Below are 17,834 nucleotides of genomic sequence, written 5' to 3'. Positions count from 1 at the left end.
GAAGGCTGGCGTGTTGCTGGCGTCGGCATCAGCCGCGTTCCTTCACTCTTGTTCTGCATCGTTATCGCCATCCAGCAGCTGATACTTGCGTAGCATGCCACGGAACTGGTGATAGCTTAAGGCCAGCAGTTGAGCGGCTTTGCGCTGATTATACTGGGATTGCTGCATCGCTTGCTTGAGTAAATTAATCTCGTATTCCGCCACCGCCTGCTTGAGATCGAGTGGCAGGGTGAGGGGGGATGCGGATTGTACCTCGCTTCGGGCCTCTTGCGCAGGTTGCGAGGCCTGTGGTCGCCAGGGGGAATCAAACGGGTTGATTACCAGGGTCGAGAGCGGCAACTGGGGATTGCCCTGACGGTAGATGCTGCGCTCCACCACGTTCTTCAGCTCCCGCACGTTGCCCGGCCAGTGGTAATCCAGCAGCAACTGGGTCGCCTTGCGCGAGAAACCGGCAAAGAGCGGATAGCCCAGCTCCCGGGTCATGCTGTGGGCGAAGTGCTCCGCCAGCATCAGGATATCTTCCCGCCGCTCCCGCAAAGGGGGGAGGGTGATCACATCAAATGCGAGCCGGTCGAGCAGATCGTGGCGAAACTGCCCCCTGTCGGCCAGCGCAGGGAGATCTTCGTTGGTGGCGCAGACCAGCCGCACATCCACCTTGAGGGGCTTGGCCCCGCCCACCCGCTCGAACTCGCCATATTCGATGACCCGCAGCAGCTTCTCCTGCACCCGGGCGCTGGTGGTGGCCAGCTCGTCGAGGAACAGGGTGCCGCCATCGGCCCGCTCGAAGCGGCCCTGATGGCGCTTGGCCGCGCCGGTAAACGAACCCGCCTCGTGACCGAACAGCTCGGTCTCCAGCAGGCTCTCGCTCAGGGTGGCGCAGTTGATGGTGACAAAGCTTTGATCCCAGCGCGCCGAGAGATAATGTAGGCGGTGGGCGATCAGCTCCTTGCCCGTCCCCCGCTCACCGATGATCAGCACGGGTTTGCGCAGCGGGGCGAGCCGTGAGGCCTGCTCAATGATCTCGAGAAATGCGTTGGATTCCCCCAGCAGGCTTTCCGTGGCCGTGGTCATAGTGATCCCTGTCAGTTGTAAAAGCTGGTCAATCTTACCAAAAGTTGGTGAATTTAATCATCACTTGCGCGAGGCATCTTGCAATCCAGCCATTCTGCCCCATATAAATCAACAAGTTAAATTTTGTTCCAGATTGGCACACAAGTTGCCATTGTCAATGGAGAAACAACGCCATGCCAATAACAGGAGTGCAATCATGAGTATTTTTTCCCGTCTGGCCGACATCATCAATTCCAACCTGACGGCCCTGCTCGACAAGGCAGAAGATCCCCAGAAGATGGTGCGCCTGATCATCCAGGAGATGGAGGACGAGCTGGTCAAGGAGCGTTCCAATCTGGCCCGCTTCCTCGCCAGCCAGAAAGAGATTGGCCGTCAGGTCGCCCGTCATCAGGAGCGGGTCGACGAATGGCAAGCCAAGGCCGAGCTGGCCCTGACCAAGGGACGTGAAGATCTGGCCCGCGCCGCCCTTATCGAGAAGAAGAAACAGACCGAGTTGTCGGAGACCCTCTACCGCGAGCAGCAGGCGGTCGACAGCGGCATCGAGAAGCTGGGTGAGGAGATCCGCCAGCTCGAGGCCAAGCTGGAAGATGCCCGCGCCCGTCAAAAGGCGATGGCCATTCGCACCGAAGCGGCCAGCAGCCGTCTCAATGTGCAGAGCCAGGTAGCCCGTGGCGAGAGCCAGGCGGTGGTGAGCAAGTTTGAGCGGATGGAGCGTCGCATCGACGAAATGGAAGCGCGCGCCGATCTGGGACAGTCCGACAAGGCGCTGGCGCAGCAGTTTGCCGAGCTGGAAGTGGACGATCAGATAAGTCGTGAGCTGGAAGCCATGCGCCAGAAGCTGGGGCAGGGCGACAGCAAAAGCGAAGGCAAACAGGGGGAGTAACAGATGGAAGATCTGCTGGGCGTATTGATGGTTCCCATGGTGGTCTTCATGGTGGTGGTGGCCCCCATCTGGCTGGTGCTGCACTATCGTGCCAAGGGGCGCATCGGCGCCGGTCTTGCCGATAGCGAGCGGGAACAGCTGCAAGGGCTGCTGGCTCGCACCGAGAAGATGCAGGAGCGAGTGGGCGCGCTGGAATCAATTCTGGATGCAGAAGTACCCGGTTGGAGGAACAAGGTATGAGCAGTGTCAGTCGTGAAGGGCGTAACCTCTATCGCGATCCCCTGCGTGGCAAGATAGCCGGGATCTGTGCCGGTTTGGCTGAGTATTTCGGGGTGGAGACCTGGATCGTGCGGCTGCTCGCCATCAGTGGCCTTATCTTCGCCGGTTTCATTACCTTCACCGCCTATATCGCCGCCTGGTTCTTGCTCGACAAAAAGCCGGTCACCCTCTATTCGCAAGAGGATGCCGACTTTGCCGAGGTGCGGATGAAAGCGCGCAGCTGGCAGGCGGGGATCACCCCTCATCAGGCGCTGGGCCGCATCGCGCAGGAACTTGACGCGCTGGAGCCCAGAGTTCAGCGGATCGAGAAGCTGGTGACCTCCAGGGAGTTCACCCTGCAGCGGGAATTTCGCAAGCTGTAGTGCTTGCTCAAGCACTCAATGTCGATGGTGGAATCTTCTGTGATGATCCACCATCGACACCAGCTATCCAGATGCAACCACCAAGGGAGAACGGGTCAAGCTTTGATACTCAATAAACTGGAACAGAAGTTGACTCGCCTGCAACACAAGGCGAACGACGTGGTGAACCGGGTGCGGGATCGCCATATTCGGCTGGCGGTGACCGGCCTCTCTCGCAGCGGCAAAACCGCCTTTATCACGGCGCTGGTCAACCAGCTGGAACACGCGGCCATCGATGGCCGTTTGCCGTTGTGGGATGCCCTGCGTCAGGGGCGCATCCTCGGCGCCCGCCGGGTGCCGCAGCTCAATGCCCACATCCCCACCTTTGCCTACGAGCGTGGCCTCGACTCCCTGTTTGGCGATCCACCAGCCTGGCCCGAGCCCACCCGCGGCGTGGCCGAAGTGCGTCTCGAAATTCGCTATCGCACCCGTCATCCCCTGCGCAAACATCTGGGGGAGATCTCGACCCTCTACGTGGATCTGGTGGACTATCCCGGGGAGTGGCTGCTCGACTTGCCGCTCCTTGATATGAGCTACGAGCAGTGGAGTGAACAGGTGCGTGAGCAACTGCGTCGTCCCGAGCTGCAGGCGCTCGCTGCCAGCTGGCTGACACCCGGGTGGCAGGCCGATCAGCGCTTCGAAGAGCGGCCGGTGGCTCAGCTCGCCGAGCGCTACACCGCCTATCTGCACGCCTGCAAACAGGAGCTAGGATTGCACCTCATTCAGCCCGGCCGCTTCGTCTTGCCGGGGGAGTATGCCGGTGCCCCCATGTTGCAGTTTGTGCCCTGGGTGTGGGATATGCCCGTAGGCGAGCCCGCCGATGGCACCCTCTACGCCACCCTCAGGCAGCGCTTCGAGCAGTACAAGCAGCATCTGGTGCAGGGTTTTTATGAGCAGCACTTTGCCGGTTTCGATCGCCAGATCGTGCTGGTGGACTGCCTGCAGCCCCTCAACTCCGGGGCAGCCAGCTTTGGCGACATGCAGCAGGCCATCGCCCGCATCATGGAGAGCTTTGCCTACGGCAAGAGCAACTGGTGGCGGCGACTCTTTTCGCCCCGAATCGACAAACTGCTCTTTGTGGCGAGCAAGGCCGATCACGTCACCCCCGAACAGCACGCGCCCATGGTCTCCCTGCTCCAGCATCTGGTGCGCAGTGGCCGCGGTCAGGCCCGTTTTGAGGGGATCACTACCGAGTGTCTGGCGCTCGCCGCCATCAAGGCGACCGAAGTGGGCAAGGGGGTGGCCAATGGCCGCGAGTTCCCCGCCATCCGTGGCACCAGCCTCGCCGGAGAGCCGTTGCTGTTGTTCCCGGGTGAAGTGCCGCCCCATATTCCCCCCGTACAGTGGTGGAACAGTCAGGGCTTTGATTTTCAGGCGTTTCGTCCCATGCCCATGAGCGCCCATCAGGCGCTGCCCCATATCCGGCTCGATGCGGCGCTGGAGTTTCTGCTCGGGGATCACCTCGAATAACGGTATGCGGCCTTGGCTCCTGAGCCGAAGGCCGCATACAGGAGACTGTTTTCAGGAGAACAAGGCGATGAACGATCAGATAAACGAGCGGCCGCGGCTACAGGGCAAGGTGATCCTTGAGCCTGCCTTGACGGTGGCCAGTGACGAGCGACGGCCCGCACCGGCCCAGCGGCTGGAGGAGGCGAGCTTCGAGCGCCTCGACGAGCTGGACGAGCTCACCGAGGTGGAGAGCGCTCTCGTCATCAAACCGCGCCGCCGTCATCGGCTACTGGCGTGGGGGCTGGGGGCGGTCGGTCTGCTCTCGTTGGGTCAATATGGCGCCTTCCTTTACGAGCAATTTCTCACCACTCCGTTCTGGGGCTGCGCCTGGCTGGCGGCCTCGGCACTGGTAGCTGCAGGCACCGCCAGCGTGGTGGGGCGCGAGTGGCTGCGACTGCGCACCCTCAAGCGGCGGCAGGATGTGCGCTCGCGAGCAGAAGATCTGCTGGCCCATCAGGGAGTCGGGCAGGGGCAAGCCTTTTGCGAAGGGTTGGCGGTCAAAAGTGGCGACAAGGGGCGCGAGGGGTATCAAACCTGGCTGGCCCAGCTCGACGAGAGCCACAGCGATCGGGAGGTGCTGACCCTCTACAGTCAGCTGGTACTGAGCGAGCGTGACAAGCTGGCCCAAGCGCGGGTCGCCAAATGGTCGGGGGAGGCCGCGGTGCTGGTGGCGCTAAGCCCGCTCGCTACCGTCGACATGATGCTGATGCTGTGGCGCAACCTGCGGATGATCGAGGATATCGCCGATGTCTACGCCATCGAGCTTGGCTACTGGAGCCGCATTCGCCTCATCCGTCAGGTGTTTCGCAACATGCTCTACGCCGGCGCCACCGAGTTGGTGACCGAGGTGGGGATGGACTTGCTGGGCGCCGAGCTCACCGCCAAGCTCTCTGCCCGCGCCGCACAAGGGGTGGGGGCCGGGCTGCTCACCGCTCGCCTTGGCCTACGTACTATAGAGGCGTGCCGTCCGCTGCCCTGGTGTGCGGACGAGAAACCGAAACTCGGCGAGCTGCGCAAGCGGCTGATCGGCCAGCTGGCGGGGTATCTCAACAAATCCTGATAGCCCTGTCTGCACCTTGCTGCGATGACCCATGCCCCTGTCGTGCTTGCCAAGCCACAGGGGCATGGTTTTAATCGGCAGATCATTGAGTTGGCAGCATGGCCCGATTTTGGCGAGGCGCCCGTTTGCGGTTAAGCTGGCAGCTAATCGTACCAATCACACCAATCACACCAATCGTACCAATCGGCAAGGATGCCCGATGAACTTTACCTTTCGCCAGATCCGTTATTTCGTCGCCGTGGCCGACAGCTTCTCAGTGAGCCGCGCCGCCGCCGAGTTGCATATCTCCCAGTCGGCGGTCACCAGCGCCATCCGCGAGCTGGAGACCGAGCTGGGCGCCCCGCTATTCGAGCGCAATCCGCGCGGCGTCACCCTCACCACTCAGGGCCACCAGTTTTTGCTCCACGCCCGCCGCATTCTCGGTGCCATGACCGAGGCGAGCCACTCCCTCAAAGTCGTCGCCCAACAGGATCAGGGACGACTCACCATCGGCGTGACCACGTTGGTGGCGGGTTACTACCTGTCCGAGGCGCTTGGCCGTTTTCGCCGCGCCTTTCCGGCGGTACAGATCGAGGTGAAGGAGGATGAACAGCCTTTTCTGGAGCACCAGATAGTCAACGGCGAGGTGGATGTGGGGATCCTGATGACCAACCGCACCATCCGGCAAGAGGCGTTTGATACCGAGCTGCTGACCCGCTCGCCGCTGCGGCTCTGGCTGGCCGCCAACCACCCGCTCTGTACCGAGTCGACCCTCTCGCTCACCGCGCTGGGGGAGGAGCCGATGATCTCGCTGACCGCCGATCAGCTCGATCAGATCATCGGTGGCGGCCTGCGCCGTTACGGCATCGCCCCCCGTATCGTGCTGCGCACCGCGTCGGTGGAGGCAGTGCGCAGTCTGGTCGCCAGCCAGCTCGGGGTCGCTCTGCTGCCCGATTTTGCCTATCGCCCCTGGTCGCTTGAGCAGGAGCGGGTCGAGGCGCGCACCATCAAGGAGCCCATTCCCGCCATCGATATCGGGCTGGTGTGGCGCCGTGGTTCTCGGCTGGATTGGACGGCGCGGGAATTTATCGATATCGCGCGGGATCAGAGCCGATTACGGGCCCGTCAGGCGCTCCCTCGCTAGCCATCTCTTGCGGGGTAGCCACCAAAAATCAGATTCATCTGCGCTCGATATCGATTTAGCTGATACCTAAGCCACCAAAAATTGAAATATTCATCGTATTGCCACTCCCCTAAGCTCATTGCTGGTTAACAGGATGTTAACGCCCATGGCGGCGTTCCTTCACCTGATGCAAGTCAACACAATGCAAGGAGTGCATGATGAAATTGACCCCTCTGATGCTGGCTCTTGTTCCGGCGCTGCTGGCAGGCCAGACCCAGGCTGCCCCGACCGAGCTCGGCAAGGGTGAAGGCCAGCTCAATATCGTGGCCTGGGCTGGCTACGTCGAACGTGGCGAGACCGACAAGAACTACGACTGGGTGACCGGCTTCGAAAAAGAGACCGGCTGCAAGGTGAGCGTCAAGACGGCGGCCACCTCGGACGAGATGGTGGCGCTGATGAACGAGGGGGGCTTCGATCTGGTGACCGCCTCCGGCGATGCCAGTCTGCGTCTGATTGCCGGTGGCAAGGTGCAGCCGCTCAATCTGGCGCTCATCCCGAGCTACAGCAAGATTGATCCCCGGCTGCAAAATGCCCCCTGGCACACGGTGGATGGCAAGCACTACGGCGTGCCCTACCAGTGGGGCGGCAATATCCTGATGTACAACACCAAGGTGTTCCCCAAGGCGCCGGACTCCTGGAATGTGGTGTTTGAGGAGCAGACCCTGGCGGATGGCAAGTCCAACAAGGGGCGGGTACAGGCCTTTGACGGCCCGATCCACATCGCCGATGCCGCCCTCTATCTGATGACCCATCAGCCTGCCCTTGGCATCAAAGACCCTTACGAGCTGAACGAGGATCAGTACAAGGCCTCCCTCGATCTGCTGCGCAAGCAGCGCCAGCTGGTGGGACGCTACTGGCATGATGCCTTCGTCCAGATCGATGACTTCAAGAATGAAGGGGTGGTTGCCTCCGGCTCCTGGCCGTTCCAGGCCAATACCCTGATCGCCGACAAGCAACCTATCGCCACCACTGTGCCCAAGGAGGGCGTCACCGGTTGGGCCGATACCAGCATGGTGCACAGCGATGCCAAGAACCTCACCTGCGCTTACAAGTGGCTGGAGCACTCCCTGAACAACAAGCTGCAGGGGGATCTCGCCTCCTGGTTTGGCTCGGTGCCTGTGGTGCCTGCCGCCTGCGAGGGCAATGCCCTGCTGGGCCCGACCGGGTGCAAAACCAACGGTATCGACAACTTCGATCGGGTTCGCTTCTGGCGTACCCCGGTCTCCCAGTGCAAGAGCCAGGGAACCTGTGTGCCCTATTACCGCTGGGTCTCCGACTATATCGCCATTCTGGGTGGTCGCTAAGGCAGGGTGAGCAGCGCCTCCTCTGCACAACTGCCCAAATCGGGTAATCAAGCGGGCCGGACAGGAGTCCGGCCCATCCCAGCACAGACAAGGACGCCCCATGAACGCCGTACAATTTGACCGGGTCAGCCGCCACTATGGCGAGGTGAAGGCGGTCGATGACATCTCTTTCCAGATCCCCTCTGGGGAATTTTTTACCCTGCTGGGACCGAGCGGTTCCGGCAAGACCACCTGCCTGCGGATGATCGCGGGCTTCGAGTATCCGAGCGACGGGGAGATCCGCCTGTTTGGCGAACCCTGCTCCACAGTGCCGCCCTATGATCGCAACCTCAATACCGTGTTTCAGGACTATGCCCTGTTTCCCAACATGGATGTGCGTGACAACATCGGCTACGGCCTGATGCTCAAGGGGGTCGCCAAGGCGGAACGCTACCGCAAGGTGGACGAGATGCTGGAGCTGGTGCGACTGCCCGGGGTCGGCAAGCGCCGTCCAAGCCAGCTCTCCGGCGGCCAGCGCCAGCGCATCGCCATCGCCCGGGCCCTCATCAATCAGCCGCGCATCCTGCTGCTGGATGAGCCGCTGGGGGCCCTCGATCTCAAGCTGCGCGAGCAGATGCAGCTTGAGCTCAAGGCGTTGCAACGCCAGCTTGGCATCACCTTTATCTTCGTCACCCACGATCAGCAAGAGGCGCTCTCCATGAGCGACCGGATCTGCATCTTCAGTCAGGGCAAGATCGAGCAGATAGCTGCGCCAGATACCATCTACGACGCCCCGGCAACGCCGTTTGTGGCCCGCTTCGTCGGCACCGTCAATCTGTTCGAAGGGGAGCAGGCCAGACGGCTGTGTGGCGACGGCAGCCAGATGATGGTGCGCCCGGAGCGGATCCGGCTCAATGAAGCGGGCACGCCGGGCTGGTCGGGAGAGATCCGCGAGGTGGAGTATCTGGGCCCCTTCGTCCGTTATCGGGTCAGCCTCGGGGAGCAGATCGAGATCATCGTCAACCATCCCAATGAGGGGCAGGCCCGCCTGAGCCGTGGTACCCAGGTCAGCCTCAGCTGGCCGGAGCAGGCCATCCATCGCCTGAGCGCCACTCATCAAGGGGCGCAGCCATGAGTGCCCCTCACAGTGCGAGTCTTGCCATGAACCATCAGCCCGACCCTGCCCGTTTCAGGCCGCTACGGCGCCTCTCGACCCTGCTCTATGGCCGACCCGGCCTGCTGCTGGCGATCCTGTTGGGGCCGCCGCTGTTGTGGCTCGGCATCATCTATGTCGGCTCCTTGCTGATGCTGCTCTCCAACTCCCTGTTCGGGCTGGACGAGTTCAGCGGTCAGGTGCGCCACGAGCTGGGGCTGCAAAACTTCGTCGCCCTGCTGCGACCGGAGAATCTGGATGTGATCGGCCGCACCGTCGGCATGTCGCTGCTGGTGACCCTGGCCTGCGCCCTGCTCGGTTTTCCGGTTGCCTACTACATGGCACGCTACACCAGTGGCAAGACCCGGGCGCTGTTCTATGTGGGGATCATGCTGCCGCTCTGGTCCAGCTATCTGGTGCGGGTCTACGCCTGGAAGCTGATCTTGGCCAAGGAGGGGGTAGTGAGCTGGCTGGCGGACAGCATGGGGTTGGAGTGGCTGCTCGATGCCATCCTCTCCCTGCCGGTGATCGGTGGCCCGTCGCTCTCCTTCTCGCGGCTCGGCACCTTTATCGTGTTCGTCTATGTCTGGCTGCCCTTCATGATCCTGCCCATTCAGGCGGCGGTGGAGCGTATTCCGCGATCCCTGCTGGAGGCGAGCAGCGATCTGGGGGCGACACCCGCCCAGACCTTTCGCAACCTGATCCTGCCGCTGGCGTTGCCCGGTGTGGTGGCGGGCTCCATTTTCACCTTCTCGCTGACCCTAGGTGATTACATCATCCCCGGCATCATCGGCAACTCGACCATGTATATCGGTCAGGTGGTCTACATGCAGCAGGGAACGGCGGGCAATCTGCCCTTTGCCGCCGCCTTCTCGCTGGTGCCGATCCTTATCATCGCCATCTATCTGGCGATTGCGAAACGACTGGGGGCTTTTGATGCGCTTTGACCCTATCGATTTGAACCGGCAGCAAGGAGGCCGTCATGTCAGCTAGCTCAGTGAGCCGTCAGGGAGAGCGCCCTTCGGGCCTGATCAAGTACGCCGCCATCGGTGGACTCTTGTTCCTGCACTTTCCCATTCTGTTTATCTTCCTCTACGCCTTCACCAGCGAGAGCAAGAGCTACCAGTTTCCGCCCCCCGGACTCACCCTCAAGTGGTTCGAGGTGACCCTCAATCGCCCCGATGTGTGGCGTGCCATCCAGCTGTCGCTGGAGGTTGCTGGGCTGGCGACGCTGGCGGCCATGATCCTCGGCACCTTGGCGGCAGGGGCCATTGCCCGCAGCCGCTTCTTCGGTCAGGAGGTGGTGTCGCTCTTGCTGGTGCTGCCCATCGCGCTGCCCGGTATTGTCACCGGTATCGCGCTGCGCTCGGCCTACGGCTTGATGGAGATCCCGTTCAGCTTCTGGACCATCGTTATCGGCCACGCCACCTTTTGTGTGGTGGTGGTCTACAACAATGCGCTGGCCCGTTTTCGCCGCACCAACCAGAGCCTCATCGAGGCGTCGATGGATCTCGGGGCCGACGGCTTCCAGACCCTGCGCTACGTGATCCTGCCCAATCTGGCCACGGCGCTGCTGGCGGGGGGCATGCTGGCCTTTGCCCTGAGCTTTGACGAAGTGATTGTCACTACCTTCACGGCGGGCCAGCAGACCACCCTGCCCATCTGGATGTATCAGGAGCTGATCCGTCCCCGAGACAGGCCGGTCACCAACGTGGTGGCCCTCATCATAGTGGCCTTCACCACTATCCCTATTTTGCTTGCCTACTACCTCACTCGCGACACCCATGATGTCGCTGGCAGTGGCAAATGATGACTCAACGCGTGCGCAAGGATGCAACCATGAAACTCTCTACCCAACTCTTGATTGATGGCCAGTTTGTGACCGGCGAGGGGCAGGCCGAACCCATTCTCAACCCGGCCAACGGCGAACAGATCGCCGCCGTGCCCGAAGCCTCGTTCGAACAGGTGAACCGGGCTGTGAACGGTGCCCAGCGCGCCTTCGCCCAGTGGAGCCGCACCACCCCGGCAAGCCGCAGCAACCTGCTGCTGCGTCTGGCGGATCTCGTCGAGCGCCACGCCGAGGAGTTTGCGGCGCTCGAATCCCTCAACTGCGGCAAACCCTATCTGGCGGTGCTCAATGACGAGCTGCCTGCGGTGGTGGACTGCTTCCGCTTCTTTGCCGGGGCGGCCCGCTGTCTGCAAGGGCCGCTGGCGGGGGAGTATCTCGAGGGGCACACCAGCATGATCCGCCGCGACCCCATAGGTGTTGTGGGCAGTATCGCCCCCTGGAACTACCCGCTGATGATGGCGGCCTGGAAGATGGCGCCGGTGCTGGCGGCGGGCAATACGGTGGTGCTCAAACCCTCCGAGCAGACCCCGCTCACCGCCTTGCGTCTTGCCGAACTGGCCAGCGAGATCTTCCCCCGCGGCGTTATCAACGTCATCTGCGGGCGGGGGGAAAGCGTGGGGGCACCGCTGGTGGAGCACCCGCTGGTACGGATGGTGTCGCTCACCGGCGATATCGCCACCGGCCAGAAGATCCTGCAAAGCGCCGCCCGCACCATGAAGCGCACCCACCTTGAGCTGGGGGGCAAGGCACCGGTGATCATCTTCGACGATGCGGATCTGGAGGCGGTGGTGGCGGGTATTCGTACCTTCGGTTTCTACAATGCAGGGCAAGATTGCACCGCCGCCTGCCGTATCTATGCCCAGGGCAAGATCTACGACAAGTTCGTCGCTGCCATGACCGAGGCGGTAGCCTCCATCAAGGTGGGCAGCCAGTACGAGGAGGGGGTCGAGATGGGGCCACTTATCTCCGACAGACAGCGTAACCGGGTCGCCAGCTTTGTCGAGCGGGCCCAGAGCAGCGGTCATGTGGAGGTGACGGCAGGGGGCAAGATACGCCCCGGCAACGGCTTCTTCTTCGAGCCAACCCTGATTGTCGGAGCTCGGCAGGAGGATGAGATCGTGCGGCGCGAGGTGTTTGGTCCCGTGGTGTCGGTGACCCGTTTCAACGATGCCGAGCAGGTGGTGCAGTGGGCCAATGACTCGGACTATGGTCTAGCCTCGTCGGTCTGGACCCGGGATTTGAGCCTAGCCAGCAAGGTGGCCAGCCACCTGCAATATGGCTGCACCTGGATCAACACCCATTTCATGCTCACCTCCGAGATGCCTCACGGCGGCATGAAGATGTCGGGCTACGGCAAGGATCTCTCCCTCTATGCGCTGGAGGATTACACGGTGCCGCGCCATATCATGGTCAAGTTGTAGTGGGGATCGGTTAGCGGGTTGTCACAATTTATTTACAACTGTTTCCGGCAGCCGACTCATGGGTCGGCTGCTTTTTTTGTTGCCATTTCGTTACAGTAAAACCGTGATGAAACGGCAAGGCGCCTGGATGTGGCGCCAGAGGATGGAACCGCTATGGCAACCTGTTATACCGCCCACCAGCCGGATGCTGACGGGGTGATCCACTACAGCAACGAGGAGCATGGTACCTGGCAGATCCTGATTGAGCGCCAGTTCGCCGCTCTTGCTGGCAAGGGGTGTGACGAGTATCTGGCCGGTCTCGACAGGCTGGGATTGCCCCGTGATCGCATCCCCCAGCTGGCCGAGATCAACGCCGTCTTGCAGTCTGCGACCGGCTGGTCGGTGGCGGCAGTGCCTGCGCTTATCTCGTTCGATCGCTTCTTCGCCCTGCTGGCCAATCGCCAGTTTCCGGTGGCGACCTTTATCCGGCGCCGTGACGAGCTCGACTACCTGCAAGAGCCCGATATCTTTCACGAGATCTTCGGCCACTGCGCCATGCTGACCAATCCGGCATTTGCCCACTTTACCCATCTTTACGGCCAGTTGGGGCAGCAGGCGAGCAAGGAGCAGCGGGTCTTTCTGGCGCGGCTCTACTGGTTCACCGTGGAGTTTGGCCTGCTGGCGACGGCGGACGGGCTGCGGATCTACGGCGGCGGTATTCTCTCCTCCATCGGCGAGACTGCTTATGCCCTTTCCGGTCAGCCGCTGCTGCAACCCTTCGACCTGCTGACCGTGCTGCGCACCCCGTATCGCATCGACATCATGCAGCCCACCTATTTTGTGCTGCCGAGTCTCGATCATCTCTACCAACTGACCGGGGAGGAGATCATGGCAGCTCTGGCCGAGGCCAGTCGGCTTGGCCTCTATCCGCCGCGTTTTGAGGTTGCCGCTGGCAAACAGGCGAGCTGACCAAAAGCAAACAACCCTATTTCATTTTCATTAATTTTTCATTAATTCAAGCAGGAGTAACCCATGTCCGAACTGGCCAGCCAACAGTGTGAAGCGTGTCGCGCCGATGCCCCCAAGGTGAGCGATGAGGAGCTGCGCGAGCTGATGCAGCTTATTCCCGACTGGCAGCCGCTGGTGGAGGAGGGGGCGCTGCAACTGCGGCGGGAATTTACGTTTCGCAACTTCAAGGAGGCGCTGGCCTTTACCAACAGCCTGGGGGAGCTGGCGGAAGCGGAGTTCCATCATCCGGCCATCCTGACCGAGTGGGGGAAGGTGACCGTCAGCTGGTGGACCCACAAGATCGGCGGATTACACCGCAACGACTTCATCATGGCTGCGCGTACAGACCAATTGCCCAGATAATCTGAGAACAGGTTGAGGCGGAGTATCCCCCTTCCTGCATTTCTGACCGAATGGGGGAAGGTGACCGTCAGCTGGTGGATGCATAAGATCGGCGGTTTGCATCGCAACGACTTCATCATGGCGGCGCGCCCCGATCAGTTGCTCCGGTAATCGCACCCCACACCAGCGTCATCGGTTGACCCGGGCCTGCCTGCGAAAGCGGGGCAGGCCCGCATTTTTATGGGCTGGCGCTCGCACTGGGGGGATCGAGACTGTATTATCCGCTCATTCATAGAGTTAGCTAGGAAGTGTGTCCCGAATGCGTCTTGAAGTCAGCTGTGAAGACCGCCTGGGCCTGACCCGGGAACTGCTCGACCGCTTGGTGGAGCACAATATCGATCTGCGCGGCATCGAAATCGATACCTCAGGCATCATCTATCTCAACTTTCCCGAGCTGGAGTTCAGTGATTTTCAGCACCTGATGCCGGAGATCCGCCGTATTCCCGGCGTCTACGACGTCAAGACCATCCCCTACATGCCTTCCGAGCGAGAGCACCACGAGATCGAGGCGCTGCTCAAGGCGCTGCCGGATCTGGTCTTCTCCCTCGACAGCAAGGGCAAGGTGACCCAGGCCAACCAGTCGGCCCTCACCACCCTCGGCTTGCCGGTGGAGGAGGTGCGCGGCGTGGCGCTCGGTTCGCTGGTCAAGGGTTTCTCCTTCACCCGCTGGCTGGAGGCGAGCGAGATCAAGCCGCAGACCTGCAAGCTCAGTTTCAATGGCGAAGAGTATCTGGCAGATCTGATGCCGCTGTTCGTGGCAGAAGCCCGCGGCAAGCAGGCGCTGGCCGGTGCCGTGGTGGTGCTCAAATCTGCCCGTCGGGTCGGCCTGCACTTCAGCGCGCTTCATGCGGTGGAAGTGGGGGGCTTCGAGCATCTGCAGGCCGAGAGTCCCAAGATGAAAGAGGTGCTGTCGCAAGCGCGTAAACTGGCGATGCAGGACGCACCGCTGCTGATTGTCGGCGAGACCGGCACCGGCAAGGAGCTGCTGGCCCGTGCCTGTCACGGGGCCAGCCTGCGCTCCAGCCACCCCTTTATGGCCCTCAACTGCGCCGCCATGCCCGATAACGTGGCCGAGAGCGAGCTGTTTGGTTATGCCCCCGGCGCCTTTGGCAACAACACCGAGGGCAAGCGCGGCGTGCTGGAGCTGGCGAGCGGCGGCACCCTGATGCTGGACGAGATCGGCGACATGTCTCCCCATCTGCAGACCAAGTTTTTGCGGGTGTTGCAGGATGGGGTATTCCGCCGAGTCGGTGACGAGCAGGAGGTGAAGGTCAACGTGCGTTTCATCTGCACCACCCAGAAGCAGTTGCTGGATCTGGTGCACGAGGGAACCTTCCGCGAGGATCTCTACTACCGCCTCAACGTGCTCAGTCTGGCGCTGCCCCCCCTGCGCGAGCGCAAGGCAGACATCATGGTGCTGGCCCAGCAGTTTGTCTCCCGCTTTGCCAGCGAGTTGCAGCGACCCCGTCCGCGCTTTACCCGCAACATGGCCGACTACCTGACCGCCTATCGCTGGCCGGGCAACGTGCGCCAGCTGCGCAACTGTCTCTACCGCGCCATGACCCTGCTGGAAGGGGATGAGCTGGGGCCCGAGCAGATCGATCTGCCGGTGGCGGCCGATACCATGCCGCTGATCGACGAGTGGTTTGAGGGGAATCTCGACGATGCGGTGAAGCGCTTCGAGAGCCAGCTGCTGGCCCGGCTCTATCCTGCCTTCCCGTCAACGCGCCAGCTGGCCAAGCGCCTGGGCGTGTCGCACACCGCCATCGCCAACAAGCTGCGGGAATATGGCATCAGCAAGAAGTGAGCTCGCGCTTGATGCCTGCCATCACAGAGCCCGTCACCAGACGGGCTCTTGCGTTTATTGACTCTGCGCCCGAAAACGAGGGCAGGGGAGAGTTGTCAGAGCAGCATAAGCCACCTTACTATCAGAGTTCATTTACCCGAACCGCAGTGCCACTGCTGCGGTGTTGTCAAGGCGGCCAGTACCCGATCATGCTGTTACTCGTTTCCCCCCGTCCCCTTGCTCGTCTGGCGCTCCTGTTGGTGGCGTTCGGGCTGCTGTTGCCCCGCGCACTGGCGGAAACGGCGGCGGAGAGCCGGGCGATGGCCGTCAGAGAGCTGGTGCTCGATATTCTGAGCTACACCCGCTGGCCCACCGAACCTGCGGTGCTGCGAATGTGCGTGGCGGCGCCGACCGAATATGCTGGCGCCCTCTTTACCATCGATCGTCAGGCCAATGGCCGCGCCGTTCAGGTCAATCGTTACGAGGCGAGCGACCCCGCCATCAGCGACAACTGCGATGTGCTCTATCTGGGGGTACTCGATGAACCGACCCGGCTTGCGCTGTTTGCCCGCCTGCAGGGCCACCCTGTGCTCAGCATCAGCGAATACAACCACGACTGCTCCACCAGCTCGGTGTTCTGTCTGCAGGCCTCGCCGGGCAGCGAGCGGGTGCGCTTTAACGTCAACCTCGATGCCCTGGCGCTCAGTGGCGTGCGGGTACATCCCGCCGTACTCAAGCTGGCCCATGCCGACAAGGGGGTCCCATGAGACGACAGGTGAGCGCGGCTCCCCGCCGTCTGACTCTGCGTCAGAGCCTGGGGCGAACCCATCTGGTGGCTGCCATCACCGCCGTCAGTGTGGCGGGACTCTTCTTTACGCTGGTTGCCCTGCTGGTGGTGCGCTTTTACGCCGCCCACAATCTGGAGCTGGTGGCCCGCGCCATCAGTTACAGCGCCGAGGCGGCGGTGGTGTTCCACGATGAGGAGGCGGCGAGCGAGGCGCTCGGCGGGATTGTCGCCCACGAGGAGGTCGCCGAGGCTCGCATCGTCCTCACCGATGGGAAACCGCTCGCCAGCTGGGTGCGCCCCAGAAGCAATCCGCTGGTGACGCTCGAAGACTATCTGGCCCAACTGCTCATGCCGGGGCCGGTCAAGACGCCCATGCTGCGGGGCGGCGAGCAGATCGCCACCATCGAGTTGCGCGGTCATGGCGAGTACCTGCTGCTGTTTTTACTCTCGGCACTGCTGGCGATGGTGGTCTGTCTGGTGGTGAGCGCACTGGTGGCACTCTATGTGGCTGGCCGGATGCAGGTCTCCATCACCTCGCCGCTGCGCAAACTGGCACGGGTTGCCCACTCGGTACGCCGGCAACGCACCCTGGGGATGCGGGCGCCACCGGCCGATATCGTCGAGCTCAACGAGCTGGGGGATGACTTCAACTCCCTGCTGGATGAATTGCAAGCCTGGCAGGCTCAGCAAGCCCGCGAGAATGCCAGCCTGCTCCATCAGGCGACCCACGATGCCCTCACCGGTCTACCCAATCGCGCCCTGTTTGAAGCGCGGCTCGCGCAGGCCATCTCCCTCGGCGAGCAGGAGGGATTTGCGCTGCTCTATCTCGACTGCGATCGCTTCAAGCAGATCAACGATACCTTCGGCCACAATGGTGGCGACGATGTGCTGATCGCCCTCTCGAGACGGATACAGCATCAGTTGCGTCCGGACGATCTGGTGTTTCGCCTCGGGGGGGACGAGTTTGCGGTGCTGGTTGGCCCGCTCCAGCGACAGCATGAGGTGGAAGAGGTGATAGGCCGCATCCAGCAGGCGATGAGCGAGCCGGTGGCGCTGCGTGATGGCCGTCAGCTGGTGGCCGGGGTGAGCATCGGCTTTGCCATCTATCAGGCGGGCATGAGTGCCAGCGCCTTGTGTGAGCAGGCCGATGCGGCCATGTATCAGATCAAACGGGGGCGTCACAGAGAGCCGGACACGCTGGCTCAACAGGCATGAACAACATAGAAAAAAGAGAGGAGCAAACCATGAAGATCACCCACCTGTTGAAAGTCACCCTGCTGGGGTTGATGTTGTCGCTGCTGGCCGGTTGCCAGAGCGCGCCCAAGGGGTTGACCGCGGAGCAGATTGCCGTGCTCAAGGAGCAGGGCTTTTATCTGACCGATGAGGGGTGGACGCTGGATCTGGCCAACCGGGTGCTGTTTGCCAACAACGTGGGTGCGCTCAATCCCCAGACTCGCCAATCCGTGGAAAAGCTGGGCAAGACCCTGCTGGGTGTCGGGTTGGACAAGGCGCGGGTGGATGGTCACACCGACAATACCGGCGAGAGCAGCTACAACCAGCAACTCTCCCTGAAGCGGGCCCAGTCGGTGGCCGATGTGCTGGTCTCGGTTGGCATGAAACCCGCCAATCTGGAGATCCATGGCCGTGGCGAGACCATGCCGTTGGCGGATAACAAGACCAGAGAGGGTCGGGCCGCCAACCGCCGGGTCGCCATCGTCATCAGCGATCAATAACCCCTTCTTATCGTTTTGTTACCCATAAAAAAAGAGCGCCTGACCGGCGTAATGCCGATCAGTTAAGG

Annotated in this window: 18 protein-coding genes and 1 pseudogene; 18 read left to right on the top strand and 1 reads right to left on the bottom strand. The window is 62.0% G+C overall.

Annotated features, from left to right (window positions below):
* Positions 1 to 42: 42 nt before the first annotated feature.
* On the bottom strand, positions 43 to 1,071 hold the full coding sequence (gene pspF, locus BN1115_RS13805) for a phage shock protein operon transcriptional activator (RefSeq protein ID WP_042657603.1): 1,029 nt from the start codon (positions 1,069 to 1,071) through the stop codon (positions 43 to 45).
* 196 nt (positions 1,072 to 1,267) lie between these two features.
* On the opposite strand from pspF, the gene pspA reads away from it, so the two are divergent.
* The 18 genes and pseudogenes from pspA to yfiB all read left to right on the top strand — a co-directional run bounded on the left by pspA (position 1,268) and on the right by yfiB (position 17,766).
* On the top strand, positions 1,268 to 1,954 hold the full coding sequence (pspA, locus tag BN1115_RS13800) for a phage shock protein PspA (RefSeq protein ID WP_005361184.1): 687 nt from the start codon (positions 1,268 to 1,270) through the stop codon (positions 1,952 to 1,954).
* A gap of 3 nt (positions 1,955 to 1,957) precedes the next feature.
* A complete protein-coding gene (gene pspB, locus BN1115_RS13795) occupies positions 1,958 to 2,194 on the top strand; it encodes an envelope stress response membrane protein PspB (protein WP_005333672.1) in 237 nt (78 codons plus the stop codon).
* Positions 2,191 to 2,595 carry an envelope stress response membrane protein PspC gene (pspC, locus tag BN1115_RS13790; protein WP_042657602.1) on the top strand — a complete coding sequence of 135 codons (405 nt, stop codon included), beginning with the start codon at positions 2,191 to 2,193 and terminating at the stop codon, positions 2,593 to 2,595. Before pspB ends, pspC begins: the two co-directional genes overlap by 4 nt.
* A 102-nt stretch (positions 2,596 to 2,697) precedes the next feature.
* Positions 2,698 to 4,104 (top strand): YcjX family GTP-binding protein, encoded by a 1,407-nt coding sequence (locus tag BN1115_RS13785; RefSeq protein WP_042657601.1) that lies wholly within the window; start codon positions 2,698 to 2,700, stop codon positions 4,102 to 4,104.
* Positions 4,105 to 4,171: 67 nt separating this feature from the next.
* Positions 4,172 to 5,203, top strand: coding sequence for a YcjF family protein (locus tag BN1115_RS13780; RefSeq protein WP_042657600.1), 1,032 nt, complete (start codon positions 4,172 to 4,174; stop codon positions 5,201 to 5,203).
* Between the two features lie 199 nt (positions 5,204 to 5,402).
* On the top strand, positions 5,403 to 6,326 hold the full coding sequence (locus BN1115_RS13775) for a LysR family transcriptional regulator (protein WP_042657599.1): 924 nt from the start codon (positions 5,403 to 5,405) through the stop codon (positions 6,324 to 6,326).
* Between the two features lie 197 nt (positions 6,327 to 6,523).
* Positions 6,524 to 7,669: an ABC transporter substrate-binding protein gene (locus BN1115_RS13770; protein WP_042657598.1), complete on the top strand. Its 1,146-nt coding sequence runs from the start codon at positions 6,524 to 6,526 to the stop codon at positions 7,667 to 7,669.
* 100 nt (positions 7,670 to 7,769) lie between these two features.
* On the top strand, positions 7,770 to 8,783 hold the full coding sequence (locus BN1115_RS13765) for an ABC transporter ATP-binding protein (RefSeq protein WP_042657597.1): 1,014 nt from the start codon (positions 7,770 to 7,772) through the stop codon (positions 8,781 to 8,783).
* Positions 8,780 to 9,748, top strand: a complete 969-nt coding sequence (locus tag BN1115_RS13760; protein ID WP_042083340.1) for an ABC transporter permease — start codon at positions 8,780 to 8,782, stop codon at positions 9,746 to 9,748. Before BN1115_RS13765 ends, BN1115_RS13760 begins: the two co-directional genes overlap by 4 nt.
* A gap of 35 nt (positions 9,749 to 9,783) precedes the next feature.
* Positions 9,784 to 10,611, top strand: a complete 828-nt coding sequence (locus BN1115_RS13755; protein ID WP_042657596.1) for an ABC transporter permease — start codon at positions 9,784 to 9,786, stop codon at positions 10,609 to 10,611.
* Between the two features lie 29 nt (positions 10,612 to 10,640).
* On the top strand, positions 10,641 to 12,071 hold the full coding sequence (locus BN1115_RS13750) for a gamma-aminobutyraldehyde dehydrogenase (RefSeq protein ID WP_042657595.1): 1,431 nt from the start codon (positions 10,641 to 10,643) through the stop codon (positions 12,069 to 12,071).
* A 153-nt stretch (positions 12,072 to 12,224) separates the two neighbouring features.
* Complete coding sequence (gene phhA, locus BN1115_RS13745; RefSeq protein ID WP_042657594.1) at positions 12,225 to 13,019, top strand: phenylalanine 4-monooxygenase; 795 nt, start codon at positions 12,225 to 12,227, stop codon at positions 13,017 to 13,019.
* Between the two features lie 63 nt (positions 13,020 to 13,082).
* Complete coding sequence (locus BN1115_RS13740; RefSeq protein WP_042657593.1) at positions 13,083 to 13,421, top strand: 4a-hydroxytetrahydrobiopterin dehydratase; 339 nt, start codon at positions 13,083 to 13,085, stop codon at positions 13,419 to 13,421.
* Between the two features lie 33 nt (positions 13,422 to 13,454).
* Positions 13,455 to 13,571 (top strand): annotated as a pseudogene (locus tag BN1115_RS21770) (4a-hydroxytetrahydrobiopterin dehydratase); the annotation flags it as partial.
* 148 nt (positions 13,572 to 13,719) lie between these two features.
* Entirely contained in the window at positions 13,720 to 15,267 is a 1,548-nt protein-coding gene (gene tyrR / locus BN1115_RS13730) for a transcriptional regulator TyrR (RefSeq protein WP_005333656.1), read from the top strand.
* A 188-nt stretch (positions 15,268 to 15,455) separates the two neighbouring features.
* Positions 15,456 to 16,013 carry a regulatory sequestration protein YfiR gene (gene yfiR / locus BN1115_RS13725; RefSeq protein ID WP_042657592.1) on the top strand — a complete coding sequence of 186 codons (558 nt, stop codon included), beginning with the start codon at positions 15,456 to 15,458 and terminating at the stop codon, positions 16,011 to 16,013.
* Positions 16,010 to 17,248, top strand: a complete 1,239-nt coding sequence (dgcN, locus tag BN1115_RS13720) for a diguanylate cyclase DgcN/YfiN (protein ID WP_042657591.1) — start codon at positions 16,010 to 16,012, stop codon at positions 17,246 to 17,248. Before yfiR ends, dgcN begins: the two co-directional genes overlap by 4 nt.
* A gap of 29 nt (positions 17,249 to 17,277) precedes the next feature.
* A complete protein-coding gene (gene yfiB / locus BN1115_RS13715; RefSeq protein WP_042657590.1) occupies positions 17,278 to 17,766 on the top strand; it encodes an outer membrane lipoprotein YfiB in 489 nt (162 codons plus the stop codon).
* Positions 17,767 to 17,834 lie beyond the last annotated feature (68 nt).

Origin of the sequence: Aeromonas allosaccharophila (assembly GCF_000819685.1) — a bacterium.
In the GTDB taxonomy this organism is placed as follows: Bacteria; Pseudomonadota; Gammaproteobacteria; order Enterobacterales; family Aeromonadaceae; genus Aeromonas; species Aeromonas allosaccharophila.
Note: the sequence above shows the minus strand (reverse complement) of the source record. Positions and strands in the feature narration are given on the sequence as shown.